The sequence below is a fragment of the Mesonia profundi genome (genome assembly GCF_031085155.1).
GTDB classification, from domain to species: domain Bacteria; phylum Bacteroidota; class Bacteroidia; order Flavobacteriales; family Flavobacteriaceae; genus Mesonia; species Mesonia profundi.
In genome coordinates this window covers 1-21643 of record NZ_JAVHUL010000037.1, presented here as the reverse complement: position 1 = coordinate 21643, position 21643 = coordinate 1, and the positions used below count along the sequence as shown (strand labels likewise).

Here is a 21643-nt window from a genome sequence, read left to right as displayed (position 1 = left end):
ACGAATCGAAATGAAAATTAATAAAAAAACATACGTAGTTCAAGGAGTCTTTCTTCTCCTTTCCTTGTTCACTTTTCACTCTGCTTCCGCGCAGGATTTACAATCCTACATTCAAGAAGCTCAAGAAAACAATCCCGAGATTCAATCTTTTGAATTGAGGCATAAAATAGCCGAGGAAAAAGTAAAGGAAGCCAAATGGTTGCCCAATACAGAAGTTAGTGCTGGTTACTTTTTGAGTGAACCCGAAACTCGCGTAGGAGCACAACGCGCAAAAATTGGAGTTAAACAAATGTTGCCCTGGTTTGGAACTATTTCGGCTCGTGAAAATTATGCGACTTCTATGGCAGAAACTGAGTATGTAGAAATCACCATTGCTAAACGAAAACTAGCACTTTCGGTTGCTGAGACCTATTACAAATTGTATGAAATAAGAACAAAGCAAGAGGTACTTAAGGAGAATATTCCGCTTTTAGAAACTTATGAGCGTTTGGCACTCACTTCAATAGAAGTAGGCAAAGCCTCTGCGGTAGATGTATTGCGACTCCAAATAAGACAAAATGAATTAGCTCAAGAAAAAGAAGTACTAACGCAACAAGCTATAGGAATCCAAGCAGCCTTCAATAAATTACTGAATCGGGATTATGATGTTTCTGTAGAAACGGTGTCATCCTTACCATTACCAAAGGAGGATATAATGTTGAGCTTCAATGCCTTATCACTCAATCCCGAATTGCTTAAATATGATAAACTCTATACCTCTGTTACACAATCTGAACTGCTTAACCAACGAGAAAGCGCACCTACTATTGGATTTGGAGTAGATTATTTAGCCGTGAGTAAAAGAACAGATATGAATCCTTTTGAAAATGGTAAGGATATTCTAATGCCCATGCTTTCTGTATCAATTCCTATTTTCAATAATAAATACAAATCTGTTTCAAGGCAGAATGAGCTGCGCCAGCAAGAAATTACTACACAAAAAGAACAACGTTTAAATGTATTGGAGTCTGCTTTTGCAAAAGCAATTTCACAACGCAACCAAGCTCGAATTAAGTTTAATACCCAAGCTAAAAACTTAAAACAAGCCAAAGATGCGGAAGAAATTCTTATTAAAAATTATGAGACGGGTAGCATCAACTTTAATGATGTACTGGATATTCAGGAGTTACAACTCAAATTTCAGATGAATCAAATAGAATCGGTACAAACCTATTATGTGCAACAATCCATTATCAACTACTTAATTAAGTAATTATGATTAAAACTGTTTACTTAAAAAATATGGTGTGCAATCGTTGCATCAAAGTGCTCAAGAATGAAATTGAAGCACAGCAAATAGAATTGCAAGAAATTGAGCTTGGACGTTTACAGCTAAATATCAAAAATGATAAAGAAATAGGTCAACTGAAAGCGATTATAGAAAGTAACGGGTTTGAACTTATTGATTCTGCCGAAGATAAATTAACCGAAAAAGTTAAAATAAAGCTTATCAAAATATTAGACAGTCTTCCACTTGATTTGGAAGAAAAGCTGTCCACTTATTTAGCAAAAAACATGCATCAAGACTACTCAAAAATCAGTAAAGTGTTCTCCTTTACGGAAGGAGTCACTATTGAGAAGTATTTTATAAAGTTAAAGATTGAGAAAGTGAAGGAATTAATTCAGGCAAAAGAAAAAAACTTTACGGAAATAAGTCAGCTTTTAGACTATAGTCATCTCAACCATTTAAGCCGACAGTTTAAAGCGGAAACAGGACTGAGTTTATCCCAATACAAGACCCAACACAATAATTTTAGAAATCCTTTAGACCAAATTGTATAGATATTAACCAAAATTATGACACAACTTGCTGAATTAGAGAGGTATCTTTATAACAAGAAAACAATTCTATGAAAAAAATAGGTTACATATTACTGCTGATGTTGTTTTTCAGCAATATGGTATTTGCACAAAAAGAAGCCAATGTAGATAATTTGCCCGTGCGTGAATACACCTTGACCCTCAAGGAAGAAATGGTGAATAAAGCTGGAAAAGAAGTAAAAGGAATGACCGTTAATGGGACTATTCCTGGTCCTACGCTTGAATTTACAGAAGGTGAATATGCGGTTATCTACGTGAAAAACGAAATGAGCGTGGAAACTTCGGTGCATTGGCACGGCATGTTGTTGCCCAATTTTATGGACGGTGTCCCCTATTTAACCACCCCGCCTATACAACCAGGGACTACTTTTAAATATGAATTTCCTTTAAAACAATCGGGGACCTATTGGTATCATTCACACACGATGTTTCAGGAACAAAGTGGCGTTTTTGGTTCTCTTTTAATTAATCCCAAAGAAAAAACCTTGGATTATGATAAGGATTTGGTATTGATGCTTTCTGACTGGACCAATGAAAAACCTAAAAATGTATTGCGAAATCTTAAGCGTGGAAATGAATGGTATCAAATGAAGAAAGGAACTTCCACTCCCTTGAATCAGGTGATTTCCCGTGGAGCTTTTGGAGCACAACTCGATTTTTGGCGCCAACGCATGGATGGCGCAGACATTGCCGACGTTTATTATCCTGCATTTTTAATCAATGGCGAAGAATCTATTGATTATACTCAATTTGAACCAGGAGAAAAAATTCGACTGCGACTTATAAATGGTTCGGCCTCCTCACAATTTTGGTTGACTTTTGGTGGTAAAACGCCACTCTTAGTTTCTGCCGATGGGCAAGATGTAGTTCCCGTGGCTCACAACAAAACTTTTATAGCCACAGCCGAGACTTATGATTTTATCGTTACTGTTCCACAAAAAGGAAAAATTGAGCTGCGCGCTATGGCACAAGATGGGTCGGGAACAAGCACTGCAACTATTGGTCAAGGTAAACTACTCCCCGCGGAAGTGGTCTCGAAGCCCGATAAAATAAAGATGATGCAGCAAATGGCGAAAATGGATATGAAAATGGGCGCACATGCCTTAAAATTCCGCCCCAAAAAAGACGAGCGTTATGAAATGAAAAAGGAATACGGGATGCAGATGGACGATATGGAGATGGGACATGACAAAATGAATATGAAGCATTCAGAGTCAACTTCCGACAAGGCAGAAATGAAACATTCCAATATGAACCCGCCTGTAGACCAGACAGGAATGAAGAAAGATTCTACAGCTATGGTTGGGGTGAATCATTCCAAGATGGAAACTAAAAAGAAAATGAATGACGGTATGCAAATGGACGGCATGGACATGTTTTCATAATACAATTATGATTACCTCAAAGCACCCGAAAAAACGGCATACGATCCAGATCTTCCTGTTCATGAAATACTGCTCAACCTTACCGGAAATATGAACCGTTACATTTGGAGTATGAATGGTAGGCCACTAAGTGAAACCGATAAGATAAAGATAAGTGGCGATGAAGTAACCAGGATTACCTACAACAACTTAACAATGATGCACCATCCCATGCACTTACACGGTCACTTTTTTAGGGTAATCAACAAAAACGGGGAATATTCTCCCTTAAAACACACCATAAACGTCCCGCCGATGCAGGAAGTTACCATCGAGTTTTATGGCAATAATGGCGATGAGTACGGGGATTGGTTTTTGCATTGTCACATCCTTTACCATATGAATAGTGGAATGGACAGAATCATAAGTTACGACACCCCACGCGATCCTAGAATGAAAGAGCATCCAGTTTCCAATTTAATTAATGAAACAGATCCATTCTTCACTTGGTCGTTGGTCGATGTGGCTTCACATATGGCTTCTTTTGATTTTGTAGCTTCCAATATTCGCAATCAATTTAATGTTTCGGCAGAATATGGTTGGAATGAAAATCTGGAAGCCGAAGTCACCTATGAGCGTTATCTACACGATAATTTAAGGATATTTGGTGGAGTGAACGTTGAAAATGAAATGGAAAATCATGTAGATGAGATTTCAACCACTGCCATTGCAGGGATTCGGTTTTTAACACCTTATTTATTTAATCTCGATGTACGCATTGATAGCAAGTTGCGTCCGCAAATTAGTTTGAGTCGGGAGATTCTCATATTTCCGCGGACAGCAATATTCGGTAATTATGAATATCAAGCCGATTTTGGATGGGTAGACGAGCTTCCCGCAGGAGATCATTTCAACAAGGAAAGCACTTGGAGTGCCGGTGTAGAATACTATTTATCACGAGACTTCTCTTTAATGGGAAGTTATGATAGCCGGTTTGGAGCTGGAGGCGGACTATCCGCAAGATTTTAAAAGAAAATAAATTATTAATAACTAAAATAAAAACTATGAAAAATCAAAAATTAATTGAAGCCTTAAACAATTGTATTGCACACTGTAACTACTGTTCAGATGCTTGCCTTGATACCGAAAATATCAAGATGATGGTAGATTGTATTAGAACAGATAGAGCTTGCGCGGAAGTATGTAGCACAACGGTAAAACTATTGGCTATGGATTCTGAATTTGCGAAAGCGATGGTAGAAAAATGCCACGAGATCTGTAAAAAATGTGCTGAAGAATGTGGTAAACACGATCATCAACATTGTAAAGATTGCGCAGAAGCATGTAAAAAATGTGCAGAGGCTTGTGAAGCTTATTTAGCTTAATTAATAAAACCTCCATCTTTTATAGACGAGGAGTACTCATAAATTTTAACTTTTAAAAATAAATAAAATGAAAACAGTAAAAAGAAGTATTGGAACACTAGCTCTTGCGGCTACAATGATTTTAACCATATCCTGTAAAGATGCTAATCAAAAAGAAGCAACGGCTGCTATGGATAATGAAGCGCAACAAGAAACAACTAAAAATTCTGGTGATATAGCGATGAATGATAGTCAGGAGTCAAGTTCTGAAGTTATTCTGAAAGATTATTTCAATTTGAAAGATGCCTTAGTGAACGATGATCAAGCTAAAGCTAAAGATTTGGGGATGACGTTGACAACTTCCTTAAAATCTTTTGATGTGTCAAACTATTCTGAAAGTGAGCAAACGGAATTGAAAGATATCATTGAAGATGCTACCGAACATGCAGAGCATATTGCTAAGAGTGAAATTAAACACCAACGTGAGCATTTTAAGACGTTGAGTAAAGACATGACAGATATGGTAGCTATCACGGGAACTGAGGTAAAATTATATGAACAATTTTGTCCTATGTATGATGGCGGTACTGCTTGGTTAAGTACTAAAGAAGAAGTAAGAAATCCTTATTACGGTAGCCAAATGTTGAAATGTGGTAAAGTACAGCGAGAAATTAACTAAGTGAAAGTTCTTAAAATCATAGCTTGGATAGCAATAATCGCATTCGTAGTGATTCAATTTTTCCCTACAGAACGCAATGAAAGCTACGCAACACCTGATACTGATTTTATGTTGGTCAATAATGTGCCAGAAAAAATTCAAAAAAAATTACAGGTTTCCTGCTATGATTGCCATAGTAACAATACGGCTTATCCCTGGTACAATAAAGTACAGCCAGCAGCTTGGTTTTTGAAAGACCATGTTAAGGAAGGAAAAGCTGAGCTTAATTTCAACGAATGGGACTCGCTATCAGATCGAAGAAAGAAGAGCAAGTTAAGATCCATTATTAAACAAATAGAAAATGGGGAAATGCCTCTAGAAAGCTATACATTTATTCATAGAGATGCGATGCTTTCTAATGTTGATGCACAAATTATTATTGACTTCATGGCAAAGTTAAAGGATAGTCTAAATTAAAATCCTGAAAAGAGAAAGGAACACTTTTTCATTGGTTGGTTAGTATAAAACCCTTTCTCTTTTTTAGGTATAAAATGAAGACCTATGAAAGCATATGGTAAGACAGGAAGTAAGGATATTATGTCAAACCAAGTACATAGAGGATTGAATTATTTAATTTATACGGTAAAACTCATAATTATTTTGGGTGCACTTTACCTACAATTTAAAGAATATTAAAATGAAACATACGTATCATATAAAAGGAATGACCTGTAAGGGTTGTCGCAGTCACGTGGAGCAGACACTTTCTAAAGTGGAGGGCGTGAGCAACGCATCTGTAAACCTTGAAAAGGAAGAAGCTACTATCGAAATGGATAAGCATATTCCGTTAGAGAAATTTCAGCAAGCTTTAAAAGAAGATGGTGGGAGTTATTCAATTTCTACCACTAAGCCTTCCGAAAAGCAAGCCATGAAGCATTCCTATTATATTGGCGGTATGACTTGTAACGGCTGCCGCAAACACGTAGAAGAAACCTTGAGTAATGTGAAGGGCGTTTCTAAAGTTTCGGTGGATTTAGAAAACGAGCAGGCAGAAATCGAAATGGACAAGCATATTCCGTTAGAGAAATTTCAGCAAGCCTTGAAAGATGATGGTGGGAGTTATTCAATTTCAACAACTAAGCCTTCCGAAAAACAAGGCATGAAGCATTCCTATTATATTGGCGGTATGTCCTGTGACGGCTGCCGCAAGCACGTAGAAGAAACTTTAAGCAACGTAAAAGACGTTTCTAAAGTCTCGGTGGATTTAGAAAACGAGCAGGCAGAAATCGAAATGGAGAAGCATATTCCATTAGAGAAATTTCAGCAAGCTTTGAAAGATGATGGTGGGAATTATTCAATTTCAACAACTAAGCCTTCCGAAAAGCAAGCCATGAAGCATTCCTATTATATTGGCGGTATGTCCTGTGACGGCTGCCGCAAACACGTAGAGGAAACCTTGAGCAATATGGAAGGCGTTTCTAAGGTTTCGGTGGATTTAGAAAAAGAGCAGGCAGAAATCGAAATGGATAAGCATATTCCGTTAGAGAAATTTCAGCAAGCTTTGAAAGATGATGCTGGCGGTTATTCAATTTTAGCAACTAAGCCTACTGATGAAAAAAAGAAGTCAGGTAAAAAGAGTTCTAAACATGCGAATCCCGCCTCCGCGGGAGTTTATTACTGTCCTATGCACTGTGAAGGCGATAAAACTTACGATAAACCTGGCGACTGTCCCGTTTGCGGAATGGATCTCGTAGAAGAACAAAATTTATCTGCGCCTTCAGGCGATCAATGGACCTGCCCCATGCATCCCGAAATCGTCAAAGACGAAGCGGGAGCCTGCCCTATTTGCGGGATGGATCTTGTTTCCATGCAACCCGATGTTTCTTCTGAAGAAAAAACCTATAAAAAATTACTGAAGAAATTCTGGATTGCACTGGCGTTCACATTGCCCATTTTCCTGATTGCGATGAGCGAGATGATTCCAAATAATCCACTATATGATGTCATGGAACAGAAATGGTGGAACTGGATTCAGTTTGGACTTTCTATTCCGGTAGTATTCTATGCGACTTGGATGTTTTTCGAACGAGCCTACCGCAGTATCAAAACCTGGAACCTCAATATGTTTACCCTTATTGGGATAGGTGCTGGGGTGGCATGGCTTTTTAGTGTATTTGGGATGTTATTTCCAGATTTCTTTCCTGAACAATTTAAAACCGAATCGGGTGCCGTCCACGTTTATTTTGAAGCCGCTGCCGTAATTCTTACCTTGGTATTGATGGGGCAGGTATTGGAAGCTCGCGCCCATAGCAAAACCAATTCTGCCGTAAAAGAATTATTAAAATTAGCACCCAATAAAGCGGTGCGCGTCGTCGATGGGAAGGAAGAAGAAGTTTCTATAGATCAGATTCAAAAAGGAGATGTTTTACGGGTAAAGCCAGGCGATAAAATCCCGGTAGACGGTGTCATTACCGAAGGAAATACGACCGTAGATGAGTCGATGATTTCTGGAGAACCTATTCCTGTAGACAAAGCTGAAGAGGATAAAGTGAGTAGTGGAACCATCAACGGGAATCAATCGTTCTTAATGAAAGCCGAAAAAGTGGGTAGCGATACCTTGTTGTCTCAGATTATACATATGGTCAACGATGCGAGTCGCAGTCGGGCACCTATTCAGAAATTGGCTGATACGGTTTCAGGTTATTTTGTTCCCGTAGTGGTCATTATCTCGTTAATCACTTTTGCCGTTTGGGCCATTTGGGGACCAGATCCTGCGTATGTGTATGCCTTAGTCAACGCTATTGCGGTATTGATTATCGCCTGCCCTTGCGCCTTAGGATTAGCGACTCCTATGTCTATCATGGTAGGCGTTGGTAAAGGTGCCCAAAACGGAGTATTGATTAAAAATGCCGAAGCGCTGGAGAAAATGGATAAAGTGACTACACTTATCGTGGATAAAACGGGAACCATTACAGAAGGGAAACCCACCGTTGAGAAAATAGATGTTTTTGGTTCACACTTTTCTGAAACTGAAATCCTAAAATTTATCGCCTCCCTCAACAGTTCTAGTGAACATCCGCTTGCAGAAGCCACCGTTAAGTACGGGAAAGAACAAAAAACTGAAATCTCTAAAACCCAAAACTTCAGTGCCGTGACAGGTAAAGGAGTAGAAGGAACTGTGGATGGTAAAAAACTGGATTTAGGAAATGCAAAAATGATGGAATATGCCAATGCCAATATCTCATCTAATATGGAAGCAGAAGCGCAATCTTTTCAGAAACAAGGCAAAACAGTTTCCTATTTGGCAGTAGATGGCGAAGTATCGGGTTATGTCGTTATTGGTGATAAAATCAAGGAAACGAGTGCCAAAGCAATCAAAGAATTACAAGAAAAAGGTATTGATGTCATTATGCTCACAGGAGATAATCACGATACCGCTCAAGCCGTAGCGAGTGAACTTAACCTCGCCGACTTTAAAGCCGGAATGCTACCGGAAGACAAGCTGGAAGAAGTCAAAAAACTACAAGAAGAAGGAAAAGTGGTTGCCATGGCCGGCGATGGGATTAATGATGCACCGGCACTTGCCAAAAGTGATGTGGGAATTGCCATGGGAACGGGAACCGATGTCGCGATAGAAAGTGCCATGATCACTTTAGTTAAAGGCGATCTACACGGCATTGTAAAAGCGCACAATTTGAGTGATGCTGTGATGAAAAATATCAAAGAGAACCTGTTTTTCGCCCTCATTTATAATACCCTTGGCGTTCCCATCGCAGCAGGAGTCTTATTTCCGTTTTTCGGGATTTTACTCTCTCCTATGATTGCCGCATTGGCGATGAGTTTTAGCTCGGTTTCTGTGATAGCTAACGCGTTGAGGTTGCGAACAAAATCAATTGATTAATAACTCTTAAATTCAAAAAAGATGGAACAAAATAGCAAAATGAAGAAAAATCAATACACCAAATTTATAGGAATGTTGGTAGCATCCTTCGTGGCGATGTACATCACGATGTATTTAAATACCTATGCCATCGATCACGTTTATTTTAGCTTGACGCGTTTCTATATGACCTGTTTGGGCATCTCGGCAATGGCCATCATTATGTTTGTAGCGATGCGAACTATGTATCAGAATAAAAAGAAGAATATCGCTATAGTCATTGGCAGCATCGCGCTATTTGTAAGCGCTTTAGGATTGGTGCGCGCTCAAGCCCCCATCGTTGGAGACGTACTGTGGATGAGAGCAATGATCCCACACCACTCGATTGCGATTTTAACGAGCGAGCGAGCAGATATCCAAGACCCCGAAGTTAAAAAATTAGCCAATGACATCATCAAAGCTCAAAAAAAGGAAATTGAAGAAATGAAACAAATGATTAAGCGATTGGAAGCGGAAAAGTAGATGTAATTTAATTTGAAAATGTATCAATTTGAGAATGTGTTGATTTGAAAATTTGATAATGAAATCAGGCCGCTGAGTGATTTTTCAAAGAAAATTGTATCGAAGCGCCCGGGTTAATATGATGATGTGATAATTTGAAAATGTTTCAATATGAGAAATTCAACAAGTGAAATGAGTTGGGCGCTCGAGCGGGCTATGCGTTGCAATCTTTTTTGTGCTCCTCCTTCGATACAATGCTCTTGAAGAGCATCACTCAGGAATCGAACAAAAAAGGATTTTCACTGCTATCCCTAGCGCAAAAATTAGATGCGTTAATTTGAAAATAACTCTAGGTCGCTGAGTGATTTTCCAAAGAAAATTGTATCGAAGCGCCCGGGTTAATGTGCTGATGTGAAAATGTGGCAATGTGTTAATTTGAGAATGTGTTGATTTAGAATGTGCCGATGTGATAATTTATTAATTAGGTAAAAATTAGATTAAAAGAATCGCTACAAAAAAGATCTTTGTACGTGTAAAAAAAGAATAAAATGAAAAAATACATCATTTATAGTATCATACTTATTGGAGGAATCCTTTTAGGCTACTTGTTTTTTGGAACTTCGGAAGACAATACCACAACTTCTAAACATGACGAAACTGTTGAAACTGTCGAACAAATGTGGACCTGCTCCATGCATCCCCAAATTATGCAAGAAGAACCGGGCGACTGTCCTATTTGCGGGATGGATTTAATTGAAGCCGAATCTGGAGCTGAAGGTCTTGCGATGAATGAGATTAAAATGACAGAGAACGCCATGGCGTTGGCAAATATTCAAACGACAGTTGTAGGTTCTTCTTCAAGTGCTAATGATAATGGTATGCTCTCTCTTTCAGGGAAAATAGCTGCGAATGAAGAAAATAACTCGGTGCAAGCCAGTTATTTTGACGGACGTATAGAGAATTTAAATCTCAATTACAAAGGTCAGCAAGTAAAACGGGGTCAGTTATTGGCTAGCATTTATGCGCCTAATCTCGTTGCTGCTCAACAAGAATTACTTACTGCAGCTTCCTTAAAAGAATCACAACCCGCATTGTACAAAGCCGTGCGTAATAAATTGAAGAATTGGAAACTTTCAGAAAGTCAAATCAACGCCATTGAATCTTCTGGTAAAGCACGAGAAAATTTCCCTATTTATGCAACGGTTTCTGGAACGGTTTCAGAAGTAATGGCAAGAGAAGGCGATTACGTAAAACAAGGGCAGCCTATTTTAAAAGTGAGTAATCTCAATTCGGTTTGGGCACAATTTGATGCCTATGAAAATCAGATTTCAGGATTACAAGAAGGGCAAAAAATTAAAATAATGGCTAATGCATATCCTAATAAAGAATTTGATGCGGTGGTTTCCTTTATTGATCCTTTACTCAATAATGCGACCCGCACGGTAACGGTAAGAGCAACGCTTAAAAACACAGATAATTTATTTAAACCAGGAATGTTTGTCACTGGAAAACTGGAAGGGTCTACAGAAAAAGCAAGCGAAAGAATTTCTGTTCCTTCAAGCGCGGTCATGTGGACGGGAGAGCGATCTTTGGTTTACATAAAAACCAATCCCAATTCTCCCGTTTTTGAGATGAGAGAAGTTTCGATTGGTGCTCGTACTGGAGAAAATTATGTGATTAAAGACGGATTAACAAACGGAGACGAAATCGTAACGAACGGAACTTTTACAGTTGATGCCGCAGCACAATTGCAAGGCAAAAAGTCTATGATGAATCAGGAGAAAGAAGATAAATCGGCAGAAAAAATGCTTGATATGGAAATTAATCTTTCAGCTAGCTTTCAGAAGAAATTCATAGAAATTCTCCCTCCCTATCTTGAAATGAAAGATGCTTTTGTTGCTAGCGATGCCGCTCAAGTTTCTGCTTCCGCGAAAGCGACATTAAGCGCATTGAAGTCTTTAAAAACAGACGAATTAGGAAAAATGGAGCAATCTCATATAAGTAAAACCTTGGAAATGCTAGAAGCCATTGCTCAAAGTGACGATCTAGAAAAGCAACGAGATCATTTTGTAATTCTAAACGAAAATATAATTCCAATCGCGATGAATGTTGAAAAAGCTGACCCAGTTTTTTACGTTCAAAAATGTCCTATGGCAAATAACAATAATGGCGGCATGTGGTTGAGTACCGAGAAAGATATTCTGAATCCGTATTACGGGGAGGCGATGCTCACTTGTGGAAGTGTGATTGATTCGGCTTTGGGAAATGCAGTAAAAGTACCATAGTTTAGCATAAGTTTTTGAAAAATTATAAAACTAAAAAGACTAGATCATGTATATTATCGGCCTCTCAAAAGATTAAAATTATGAAGGAAAATAAAATAGTAGATTATCTAAACGATGTCCTAAAAAATATGCCATCTGACTGGTTAGATTTAACTACACATCGACTAGATATCTATAAGGAAGAGTTGGCTAAAACTGATTTTTTAGAACAATTTGAAAATTTATATGAGGATTATAACTCAGAAACATCTGCTTTAAATAAATTACCCACTGCCTACGACTATATACGATTAGGCCATCCCCTATCTTGTATTCTAGAATGGGCAATTGCTAACTTGCATCAGTTAGATCCAGAAAATGTCATTAGTTTTTCCTCTAAAACGATTCCAATTTTAGCGATTCTAAGAAAAAATTCATTAGAACATAAAAGCACACAAATTCTTTATAAAGATGAAATCCCAAAGGGTTTTGATGTGGATTTAGTACAACGCGTTTATGGTTATCAATTTGAGCTAAAAAAAGTGGAAAAACCAGAAGATATTTCCGCGTTTGAAGGCAGCAGTATTTTTATCTCGCAAAATGATGAAATGGATAGTATTGATCTTAATTCTCACATTGATTTTTTTATCAGTCTCCAAGATCAACTCGGAAGTATTTTACTAGTCAATGGAGCGCAGAATCAACATTACATTTCAGACATTCAACATGTGCGAAGGAGAGAAACCATTGCCATGACTCCTGCTGACTCTCTTACTGCCCTAAAATTATTTTTGGATAAATCTTCTCTCGAAATTGAAAATAGTAAAACCGATAAACATAAAAGAGAGACAGATAAAGCACAAGTTTTAGCTTCTATCGCCGACATTACTGGATCTAAAACAAAAGCATTAGTTGCTTCTTGTGGACTATCTATACAATATGCAATTATGATGGGGCTCGTTAACGATGCCATAGAGAATCATAAAGGAAAAGCTATTAAATTTATTGTTCCGCCAAATTGTTACGGTGGGACTAACGATCAGGCGCGACGCGTTGCTGCTTGTTTAGATCATGTGGAAGTGGTGGATTTGCCAGTGGATGGAGATAACGATATGGTTAAAAGTATTGACTCTATTTTAGATAAAATAGCTAAGGAAGATGCCGTTCCTTATATTATTGCTGAAATTCCTACCAATCCTAGAGTAGAAGTTCCTAATCTTAAAAAGTTAAAAGAGGTTCTAAGTGCAGAACGTAAAACTGGAACAGACGAGATTGCTATACCTCCCGTTTTTATTTTAGATCAAACGTTTTGCCCAAATTATCACTTTCTAGGAGAAGGGGAAATACTTTCCGCAGTGGGAACCATTTCTTATGTTAGTGGATCAAAATTTCCTAGTGGCGGAAAATGTACTGCCGGCTATTGCGTGGGAAATACACATACGGAAGGGCTTATGAACCATATAGAAAAGCATCTAGAACTTTGCGATAATGAAGCCACCTCGCTTCAATATGAAATATTGGCCAAGCAAATGCCTTCTATGAAGCAGAGAATTGCTGATGCGTATACTAACACACGTGAATTTGTAAATTTTATCCACGAAACTTTACCAACAGCAAAAATTAATTTTGTTTCAGAAGAATTAGCAAAACAAGGCTTTACGCCATCTGTATTTTCATTAGACCTACCCACCAAAGGGAAAACTGATGAAGAAAAGGAAGCTTATAAAAGAGCCTTAAATCTTAAACTAATCAATTTAATGATTTCTGAAATTCCGCAGGAAAGCAAATTTTGTGTGAGCTACGGGCAGTTAAATGGATGCTATTGGACCGTCCCTGCCACTTCTACTCAAGGAACTACTAAGGAAGGTGACAAAGATTATATTGTTCGGGTGTCAGTTTCTCCTCATTTAGATCTTGAACTTCATAAAAAAGTCTTTTTGCAATTTGTAAAAAGTATTTAAGTATTGGGAGACAGTAAACATAAACTAATGGTCATATTTTATACGCTAAACTTGATATAAGGCAATAAAACGGCCTGAAGTATGACAATTGTTAGCTTTAAAATAAAAGTATCTTATTACTATTGTGTTTCTATAATTTTTAATAGTTATGATCAATAAACAACTTCTACAACCTGAAAGTATAGTAGTCATAGGCGCTTCCAACGACATCAAGAAACCTGGAGGCAATATGCTGAAAAATATAATTTCGGGTGGTTTTAAGGGAGAATTAAACGTCATAAATCCGAAAGAGGAAAAGGTTCAACATATTAAAAGCTATACTTCTGTCCATGAGATTCCTAAAACGGACTTAGCAATTCTGGCTATTCCAGCGAAATATTGCCCAGAAACTATCAAAATTTTAGCAGAAGAAAAGAACACGAAAGCTTTTATTATTATTTCCGCAGGTTTTGCAGAAGCAGGAGAAGAAGGCAAAATGTGGGAACAAGAAATAGAAAAAACCGTGAACAGCGTAGACGGTTGTTTAATTGGTCCCAATTGTATTGGTGTTATTACCAAAAATTACAAGGGAGTTTTTACAGCTCCCGTTCCTCCTTTCCAACCAAAAGGCTGCGATCTTATTTCGGGTTCTGGTGCTACGGCGGTCTTTATTATGGAAGCCGGAATGGCATTAGGCGTTTCCTTTGCTAATGTTTTTTCCACGGGAAATGCCGCACAAACCAGCGCAGAGGATATTTTGGAATATATGGACCTTCATTTTGATCCAGAAGTAGATCCTTTAGTGAAACTGCTCTACTTAGAAACTATTTCCGATCCTGAAAAACTTTTAAAACACGCTTCTTCCCTTATTAAAAAAGGTGCTAAAATTGCTGCTATTAAAGCGGGAAGTACTGCAGAAGGAAGTCGCGCGGCCACTTCACATACGGGAGCAATTGCAAGCAGCGACATGACGGTGCGTGCATTATTTAACAAAGCAGGAATCGTATATTGTAGTAGTAGAGAGCAACTTTTGAGTGTTGCAGCAATTTTCAATTATAAAAAATTACAAGGAAAAAATATTGCTATCATTACGCACGCTGGAGGCTCTGCCGTAATGTTGGCCGATCAACTTTCTAAAGGCGGACTTAAAGTTCCCGAAATAGCTGGTCCCGATGCAGATAAACTAAAATCTTTTCTATATCCTGGCTCTTCCATTGCCAATCCTATAGATTTCTTAGCGACAGGAACTGCGGAACAGTTAGGAATTATTATCGATTATTGCGAACATAAATTTGATCACATAGATGCGATGGTCGTGGTATTTGGAAGCGCCGGGCTGTTTGATGTAGAGAATGTTTACAATGTCTTAAGTGTAAAACTTGAAATATGTAACAAACCCATTTTCCCCGTATTACCATCGGTTGTAAATGCACAACGAGAAATTCAATCTTTTTTGAAGAAAGGCCACATCCATTTTCCCGATGAAGTTGTTTTAGGTAAAGCTCTTGCTCAAGTTTTCAATACGCCTGAACCTATGCCCGAGGAAATTTCGGTATTAGAAATAGATACTAAAAAAATTAGGAACGTAATTGATTCTGCTTCCGAAGGATATCTTTCCACTTCTCAAACTGTCGATTTGTTAGATGCTGCTAGAATTCCGCGGGTTCTAGAAATAGTAGAAAATTCAAAAGAAAAATTATTCGCCGCTATGGGAACTATGGATTTTCCTGTGGTGATGAAAGTGGTCGGCCCTCTTCACAAATCGGATGCGATGGGAGTAGTGATGAATATTGCTAATAAGGAAGAAGCGGCAGAAACTTTTGATATCCTAATGAATATCGAATCTACAACGGCCATTATGGTACAGCCACAATTGGTAGGACTAGAATTGTTTGTTGGCGTTATAAAAGAAACTGGCTTTAAGCACACGATTTTGTGTGGTCTAGGCGGAATTTTTATTGAAGTGCTAAATGATGTTTCCGCAGGATTAAGTCCCATTTCAAAATCTGAAGCTAAAGAAATGGTGCATTCACTAAGAGGATACCAACTTATTCAAGGTGCAAGAGGAAAAAAAGGCGCAAATGAAGCCATTTTTATAGAAATCATTCAACGGCTTTCTGCCTTGGTAGAAGCGGCTCCAGAAATTTTGGAAATGGATATTAATCCATTAATTGGAACGCAACGCGCCATTACTGCGGTGGATGCGCGAATACGAATTGGAAAATAAAAAGAATCCACGTTCATAGAAATAAAACTTCATGAACGTGGATTCTTAGCTTGTTTACTTGACTTTAGTATTTTACTAAGCGGTTTTCAATAAACTTTTCTGTATATCAAGAATTTCATGTTGAGCTTCTTTTAAATCCTCTTCCAATTGAATTCTATTTTTTATCACATAATTTGTCGCCATTTCACGATAGTGCTCTACCCCATCTAAAAGATTCTCACTAAACTTTTTCCAGTTTTTAAAATCGCGGGGAGATGCTTTGTAAGACCTTTGGATTTCTTTTTTCAGAAAATCAATATAAAGTTTCAATTCTGTGACAAACATAGAAGCTCTATTGGGATTTTGCATGTTATCCTTTCGACCATAAATATGGTTGGTCATTTCTTGAAGGCTGCTAATTTTAGAGAAATTAACAATATTTGGACCTGGGCAAATGGTAACCGCAGTTAATTTTTTTAGAAAAGGAGCTTCATAACTTATAGGCGCCGCATTACTCAAACCAACACAAAGACACTCTTTGCTTAAAACGTCATCCACTTGTCGCGTATATTCTACTTCAGTTAGATCTAGCGTTTTCAATTGTTCTAATTTCAACTTTTGGTATTTTCTAGAAGCCGTACATATAGGGGTTTTGGTAAATTCCGTATTAGATTCTAAAAGCTTTTCTGTACAAGGACTGCCGGGTTTTTCGCTTTCAATTCTATCCAAACGCTCTTTTTCGGCAGTAGTTCCTTTTAGGTAATTAAACTCCACACCCAAGGGAGAAGCTTTGCTGCGCACCACATCATTTTCTTTAGATTTTGCTAATAAATCTAAGGTATTTTCATCTACAGTGGTAGCTTCTGGACATAGTAAAAATGGGGTTCCCCATCCCGTGCCGTCCACTTCATAATAGTTTTGCAATAAAAGGTCTTCTTCGCTAGTTCCAATTCCGCCTTGAACCGTAATTTTAATAGGATGAGGATTAGAAAAACCTGTCTGTCCTTTTGCGATAATTGCCGGATTATAGAGTTCAAAAATGCTATTTTTTAGCTCTTGCTTTTTCTCTTTAAATTCCTGAAGAATTGGTCCCATAAGCAAACCTTGCGTAGCAAAAACATGACCACCGCAGTTGAGTCCAGATTCAATTCGGAATTCACTTACCCAAATACCCTTTTTTGCCAAGTATTTGCCTTGAATTAATGCCGAACGATAATCACTTACTTTAATAATTACTTTCTTATGAAAACCACCCCATTCGTAGGCATCAAAAGCTGTGAATTCTTCCATATAATTATACAAACGCGGATTCATTCCTGCGGAAAGAACTACAGAAGAATTACTTAAATCGCATTCTGCATAGCCCTTTAAAGCCGTAACTGCATCCGATCCATTTTCTATAGGTTGCTTATTTTTATCTAACTGCTCTTTATCTACTTTGGTCATAATATTAACCTCTATAGAGCCCAGCAGCATGCTTTCTCTTAAGTATTTTTCGGCTTTTTCTTTTTCTTCGGAATCAGATAAAGAAAACCATTCGTGGTATTTCTCTTTTAGCGTGCTACTCTCTGGAAGCATCTCAAAGTATTTCACAATATCTGAACCCGTTTCAAAAGCAGAAGTCTTCAGCTTTTCCATTTTTGAGTTTACAATTCGTTGCATCAAATTGAGATAATCTGTGATGCGACGCGATCTAAAATGCTCCTCTTTTATGCCAATAGGAGTATACGTTTCTTCGGTTTGTTGATAATAATGTTTTCGCATTACTTCTATCAAATTGTCTTCAATAATAGAAAGCACAGAATTTATTCCGAAGTGAGCAACTTTTATGGGAGAGTCAATGGTGTAGGCGATTCCCATTACAGGAATATGAAAGCTATGTATATTAGACGTTTGAGTTTGCATGTATTATAAAATTAAGGTTCTATGATGTAAAGATTGAAAATATCATTTCGCCGAAATATGATTTAAATCATCCTTATTAAATAAATTTTTGAGATGAAAATAAATCTATTCTTGTTGTTCATCATAATTAAAACTGCTACAAGATTTCCAGTAATAATTCAGAAAAAATATTTTAAACCATTAGAAATCACAGCAACTTAAACTGCTAAGGTTCTACTTAAAGGTGCAGAAGAATACGTATCTTTAAGGTTGCCTACAGATGTTAAAAAAGTAGTTTTTATACGAGAAGAAATAGAGTGGAAATAACAAGATCATCGCCTATTTCTTCGGAATAAATTTACAATAAACTATTAAAAACCAATTCAATATATTAAAAAATCAAAGATTATGAAAAAAACAATTCTAACTACTGCTATCATTTCAGCACTTTTAATAAGTTGTAATGACAATAAAAATGAAAGCAAAACTACAGAGGAAGCTACTGAAGTTACCGAAAAAGACCATACAAAAGAAATGGCCGCAGAATCTCATTCTATGAACAATGCTTGGGTAGAGGAGATAAAATTGGACGAAGGTGATAAATGGGATGCCAATTTGGAAACGACAGAAGGCGTTGATAAAATGTTAAGTCTTGTAAAATCTAGCCAAACAGAATCGGTAAAAGAGTACCATAGCCTAGCGGCAGATTTAAATGAAACAAAAAACTTTGTAGTAAAAAAATGTACTATGAAAGGTCCTTCGCACGACAATCTACATGTTTTTCTTCATCCACTTATAGAGAAAATTAATGCTTTAGGAAAGATTTCAAGTACCGATGAAGGAGCCAAAATTAAAGAAAGCATTAAAGAAAATTTGGAAGGCTATTACACTTATTTTCAATAATTAAAACTGAATAAATAATGGGTATTTCCCTGCGTACTACTCCTAATTTCTACAAGAAAGTGGAAGCGGTTTTCGAAATTTCGTAGGACTTGTAAACGGATGCGTTTTTATTTCGAAAGATTCGATGACGCAGGGAAAACTACCTTTTACGATATTTTATCTGCGGAAGAAGTTGCTGTGATAGCACAATTCCGCAATAAAAGAGAATTAAAGATTGCTTGCAACTATCTTGCAAGAGAAAACTAAGATAGGATGTGAGAGAATTAAGTTCACCAGAATTTTTTAAAAATCGAAGTACTAAAAATCTACTTAGCACATGAAGAAAGTGAATAAAAAGACTCGAATTTTCAAATACCTCATCGCAACTGTATTAATCGCTTTTGCACTTATCACCATTTTTATGAGCAGCTCTGTGCTCTTCGATTGGTTCGACATTCGTGCAAAACATGGAAATTATGTGCTGTTTATCGTAGAGACAAATTTGGTTGCTGGCTTCATGTATTTAATAGTAGCCTATGGTTTTGTAAAATCAAAAAAATGGCCTTTTTGGGCTATGCTATCCATCGCTCTGCTACTTTCTTTTGCCTTCTTTATTCTTTATTTCCATATACACACCGGTGGTCTCTTTGAAAGTCGCACGGTAAAGGCTATGATTTTTAGAATTTTATTTACCCTCGTATTTGCAGGACTAGTGTATAAAAGAACAAAAAAATAGGTGGAATTGATCTATTGATTTTTTCCATTTAAGGTGTTAAAAAGCTGATACAAAACCTATACCTATTATTTCCGTCAACCATATTTCTAAATTTTCTCTTATAGAAGCTTTCATTATCTATTTTACTAAAGAGGAAATCATTGTTAAAACAAAACTGCCTACATAAAGTTGCATCAACTCTTATGTAGGCAGTTTTTATAGAACGTATTCTAATTCTTATTTACACCTCAGAATACTTATTCTAAGAATCGATGTATGAATCATAATCATTCTCTTCATTTTATTTTACATAGTTCAGTCTTGTCTCTGTTGATTAAGACAACATCAAACTATTTACTAACTGGCGTAATCATGATATGCGAACGATGCGTGCCCGCGTCCATTAACCAAGGCATTCCTGCAGCTTCAGGTTTTGTAGGAAGACCGGTACTTTCACCAGTCATATAAGGTTTATAAAGTACGTATCGAATTTTACTACCTTCCAGTTCTCCCGTTTTAGCACTATAGCCATTTTCTTTTCCTGTTAAAACGTAAACCATAGAAGGTTCGGCTGGCATTTTTAACGTTCCAGCATCTATTTCATTCTTTCGGATTTCACGTTTTTCTAGGTTAGATTTTCCTTCAGCAGCCAACTCTCGGCCACGAGCCATAAAAGGTTCCAATTCTGTAGCATAACAAGCCACATGTATGCCCTCTTTATTTGGATCGTCTCCCAAACAAACCATCCCATTGCTTCCTTGGCGTAAGGTTATAAGTTTTCCTTCTTCATTATATCCAAGTACAGTTGCCTCTTTTTGATACATTTCGGGTGCAGCTAAAACTGCTACTTCTATCTGCATCTTTTTTGATGAAATATCTCCTTGTGAAAATGCGGAAAATGCAAATGCAAAAACGAAGAGCGTCAGTAGTTTTTTCATAGGTAAGCTTTTTAAAATTAAGTCTTAAGATACGTAAATTTGAGAGATAATAAAAACTTTCTCTAAATTCTAGATTTATGGTTTATCATTCTTGAAAACCAACGGGAGCATTTTGTAATTCTAAACGAGAATATAATTCCATCAGTCATGAATGTTGAAAAAGCCAACCCGGCATTTTAATTTCAAAAATGCCCCACGGCCAATAATAATAAAGGCGCGGTTTGGCTGAGTACCGAAAAAATATCAGAAACCTTAATTATGGGGAGCAAATGATGACGTGTGGGAGTGTGATAGATTCGGTTCAATAAAATAATATAGCTTCCTTAAAGCAATCAAAAGTTGACAAATCACATAAATTCCCACTTTATTAAGATGGGCTGTACTAGATAATTTATTTGACTTGTCTTTTTCTGCTAGACTAGAAACTCAATGAAAAATTAAAACTTCATTTTTAACCATCAATACTTTGGTTTCTTCTAGCAGCTCTTTTTCCTTCTCGAGAAACTGATTTATGTTAGCTTCCGAATCTGTTATTTCAATAAGGTGAGGATGTTTATAATGACGGATTTCGTTTGTTCCCCAGTTAATTTTCTGATGATCCAGATATCCTTTAATTACATTTAGATGCAGCACCTGTTCTAAGTTAGAGGATTTTGCTCTTTTCATTAATTCCGTTGAGAAATCTGAAGCATATATCTTTTTCCAAAAAGATTGATTATTGATTTTTTGACCATATTCAAAGTAAATCCGTATTGTTATAAGATCTTTCATGAGCTTGTTCTTTTAGTTTTAATATCAGATAAAGGCAACCCCTTCTCTCGTATAAATAAATTGTGTTTTGGACTTCCAATTATTTGGGAAGAATACACGCCAGAATGACCAGAAAATAGATAAGCTGTACAACAAGCCAATGCAATAAAAACCCCCGACTCTATTCCGAAAAGTTCAATTCCCATGACGGTACAAGCGATGGGTGTATTTGTGGCACCGGCAAAAACAGCCACAAATCCCATTCCGGCCAAAAGTCCCATGGGAAGAGGGATAAACCAGATTAACACATTTCCTAGAGTGGCGCCAATAAAAAATAGAGGCGTTACTTCTCCCCCTTTAAAGGGTAATTTCCTACATTGCGGCAAATATCCTATATTTGGGATAAAATCCAAATCATGACAGTAATTGAAGTTATA

The 21643-nt window shown here is 37.2% G+C and carries 16 protein-coding genes and 1 pseudogene; 13 read left to right on the top strand and 4 right to left on the bottom strand.

Annotated features, from left to right (window positions below):
• Positions 1–10: 10 nt before the first annotated feature.
• The 11 genes and pseudogenes from RBU60_RS11995 to RBU60_RS11940 all read left to right on the top strand — a co-directional run bounded on the left by RBU60_RS11995 (position 11) and on the right by RBU60_RS11940 (position 16058).
• Positions 11–1252: a TolC family protein gene (locus RBU60_RS11995; RefSeq protein ID WP_308865290.1), complete on the top strand. Its 1242-nt coding sequence runs from the start codon at positions 11–13 to the stop codon at positions 1250–1252.
• Positions 1253–1254: 2 nt separating this feature from the next.
• Entirely contained in the window at positions 1255–1821 is a 567-nt protein-coding gene (locus tag RBU60_RS11990) for a helix-turn-helix domain-containing protein (RefSeq protein WP_308865289.1), read from the top strand.
• Between the two features lie 68 nt (positions 1822–1889).
• Positions 1890–4253 (top strand): annotated as a pseudogene (locus tag RBU60_RS11985) (multicopper oxidase domain-containing protein).
• Between the two features lie 35 nt (positions 4254–4288).
• Positions 4289–4609, top strand: coding sequence for a four-helix bundle copper-binding protein (locus RBU60_RS11980; protein WP_308865288.1), 321 nt, complete (start codon positions 4289–4291; stop codon positions 4607–4609).
• Between the two features lie 67 nt (positions 4610–4676).
• Positions 4677–5267: a DUF3347 domain-containing protein gene (locus RBU60_RS11975; RefSeq protein WP_308865287.1), complete on the top strand. Its 591-nt coding sequence runs from the start codon at positions 4677–4679 to the stop codon at positions 5265–5267.
• Positions 5268–5723 carry a heme-binding domain-containing protein gene (locus RBU60_RS11970; protein WP_308865286.1) on the top strand — a complete coding sequence of 152 codons (456 nt, stop codon included), beginning with the start codon at positions 5268–5270 and terminating at the stop codon, positions 5721–5723. It begins immediately after the preceding gene.
• 220 nt (positions 5724–5943) lie between these two features.
• Positions 5944–9147 carry a heavy metal translocating P-type ATPase gene (locus RBU60_RS11960; RefSeq protein WP_407660206.1) on the top strand — a complete coding sequence of 1068 codons (3204 nt, stop codon included), beginning with the start codon at positions 5944–5946 and terminating at the stop codon, positions 9145–9147.
• Between the two features lie 21 nt (positions 9148–9168).
• Positions 9169–9648, top strand: a complete 480-nt coding sequence (locus tag RBU60_RS11955; RefSeq protein WP_407660205.1) for a DUF305 domain-containing protein — start codon at positions 9169–9171, stop codon at positions 9646–9648.
• 527 nt (positions 9649–10175) lie between these two features.
• The gene (locus RBU60_RS11950) at positions 10176–11912 is read left to right on the top strand and encodes an efflux RND transporter periplasmic adaptor subunit (protein WP_308865285.1); all 1737 of its coding nucleotides are present in this window, start codon (positions 10176–10178) and stop codon (positions 11910–11912) included.
• A gap of 80 nt (positions 11913–11992) precedes the next feature.
• Complete coding sequence (locus RBU60_RS11945; RefSeq protein ID WP_308865284.1) at positions 11993–13852, top strand: PLP-dependent aminotransferase family protein; 1860 nt, start codon at positions 11993–11995, stop codon at positions 13850–13852.
• A 148-nt stretch (positions 13853–14000) separates the two neighbouring features.
• A complete protein-coding gene (locus tag RBU60_RS11940; protein WP_308865283.1) occupies positions 14001–16058 on the top strand; it encodes an acetate--CoA ligase family protein in 2058 nt (685 codons plus the stop codon).
• A 75-nt stretch (positions 16059–16133) separates the two neighbouring features.
• Here the strand turns inward: RBU60_RS11940 and RBU60_RS11935 are convergent, their stop codons facing one another.
• A complete protein-coding gene (locus tag RBU60_RS11935; RefSeq protein WP_308865282.1) occupies positions 16134–17942 on the bottom strand; it encodes a hypothetical protein in 1809 nt (602 codons plus the stop codon).
• 387 nt (positions 17943–18329) lie between these two features.
• On the opposite strand from RBU60_RS11935, the gene RBU60_RS11930 reads away from it, so the two are divergent.
• Both RBU60_RS11930 and RBU60_RS11925 read left to right on the top strand, forming a co-directional pair.
• A complete protein-coding gene (locus RBU60_RS11930; protein ID WP_308865281.1) occupies positions 18330–18824 on the top strand; it encodes a hypothetical protein in 495 nt (164 codons plus the stop codon).
• A 316-nt stretch (positions 18825–19140) separates the two neighbouring features.
• Positions 19141–19539 carry a hypothetical protein gene (locus tag RBU60_RS11925; protein ID WP_308865280.1) on the top strand — a complete coding sequence of 133 codons (399 nt, stop codon included), beginning with the start codon at positions 19141–19143 and terminating at the stop codon, positions 19537–19539.
• 329 nt (positions 19540–19868) lie between these two features.
• Here RBU60_RS11925 and RBU60_RS11920 read toward each other — a convergent pair whose 3' ends face one another.
• The 3 genes from RBU60_RS11920 to RBU60_RS11910 form a co-directional block, all read right to left on the bottom strand.
• On the bottom strand, positions 19869–20456 hold the full coding sequence (locus tag RBU60_RS11920; protein ID WP_308865279.1) for a hypothetical protein: 588 nt from the start codon (positions 20454–20456) through the stop codon (positions 19869–19871).
• 426 nt (positions 20457–20882) lie between these two features.
• Positions 20883–21227: a DUF190 domain-containing protein gene (locus RBU60_RS11915; protein ID WP_308865278.1), complete on the bottom strand. Its 345-nt coding sequence runs from the start codon at positions 21225–21227 to the stop codon at positions 20883–20885.
• On the bottom strand, positions 21224–21643 hold a 420-nt coding region (locus RBU60_RS11910), incomplete at its 5' end, for a chloride channel protein (RefSeq protein WP_308865277.1). The genes RBU60_RS11910 and RBU60_RS11915, both read right to left, overlap by 4 nt.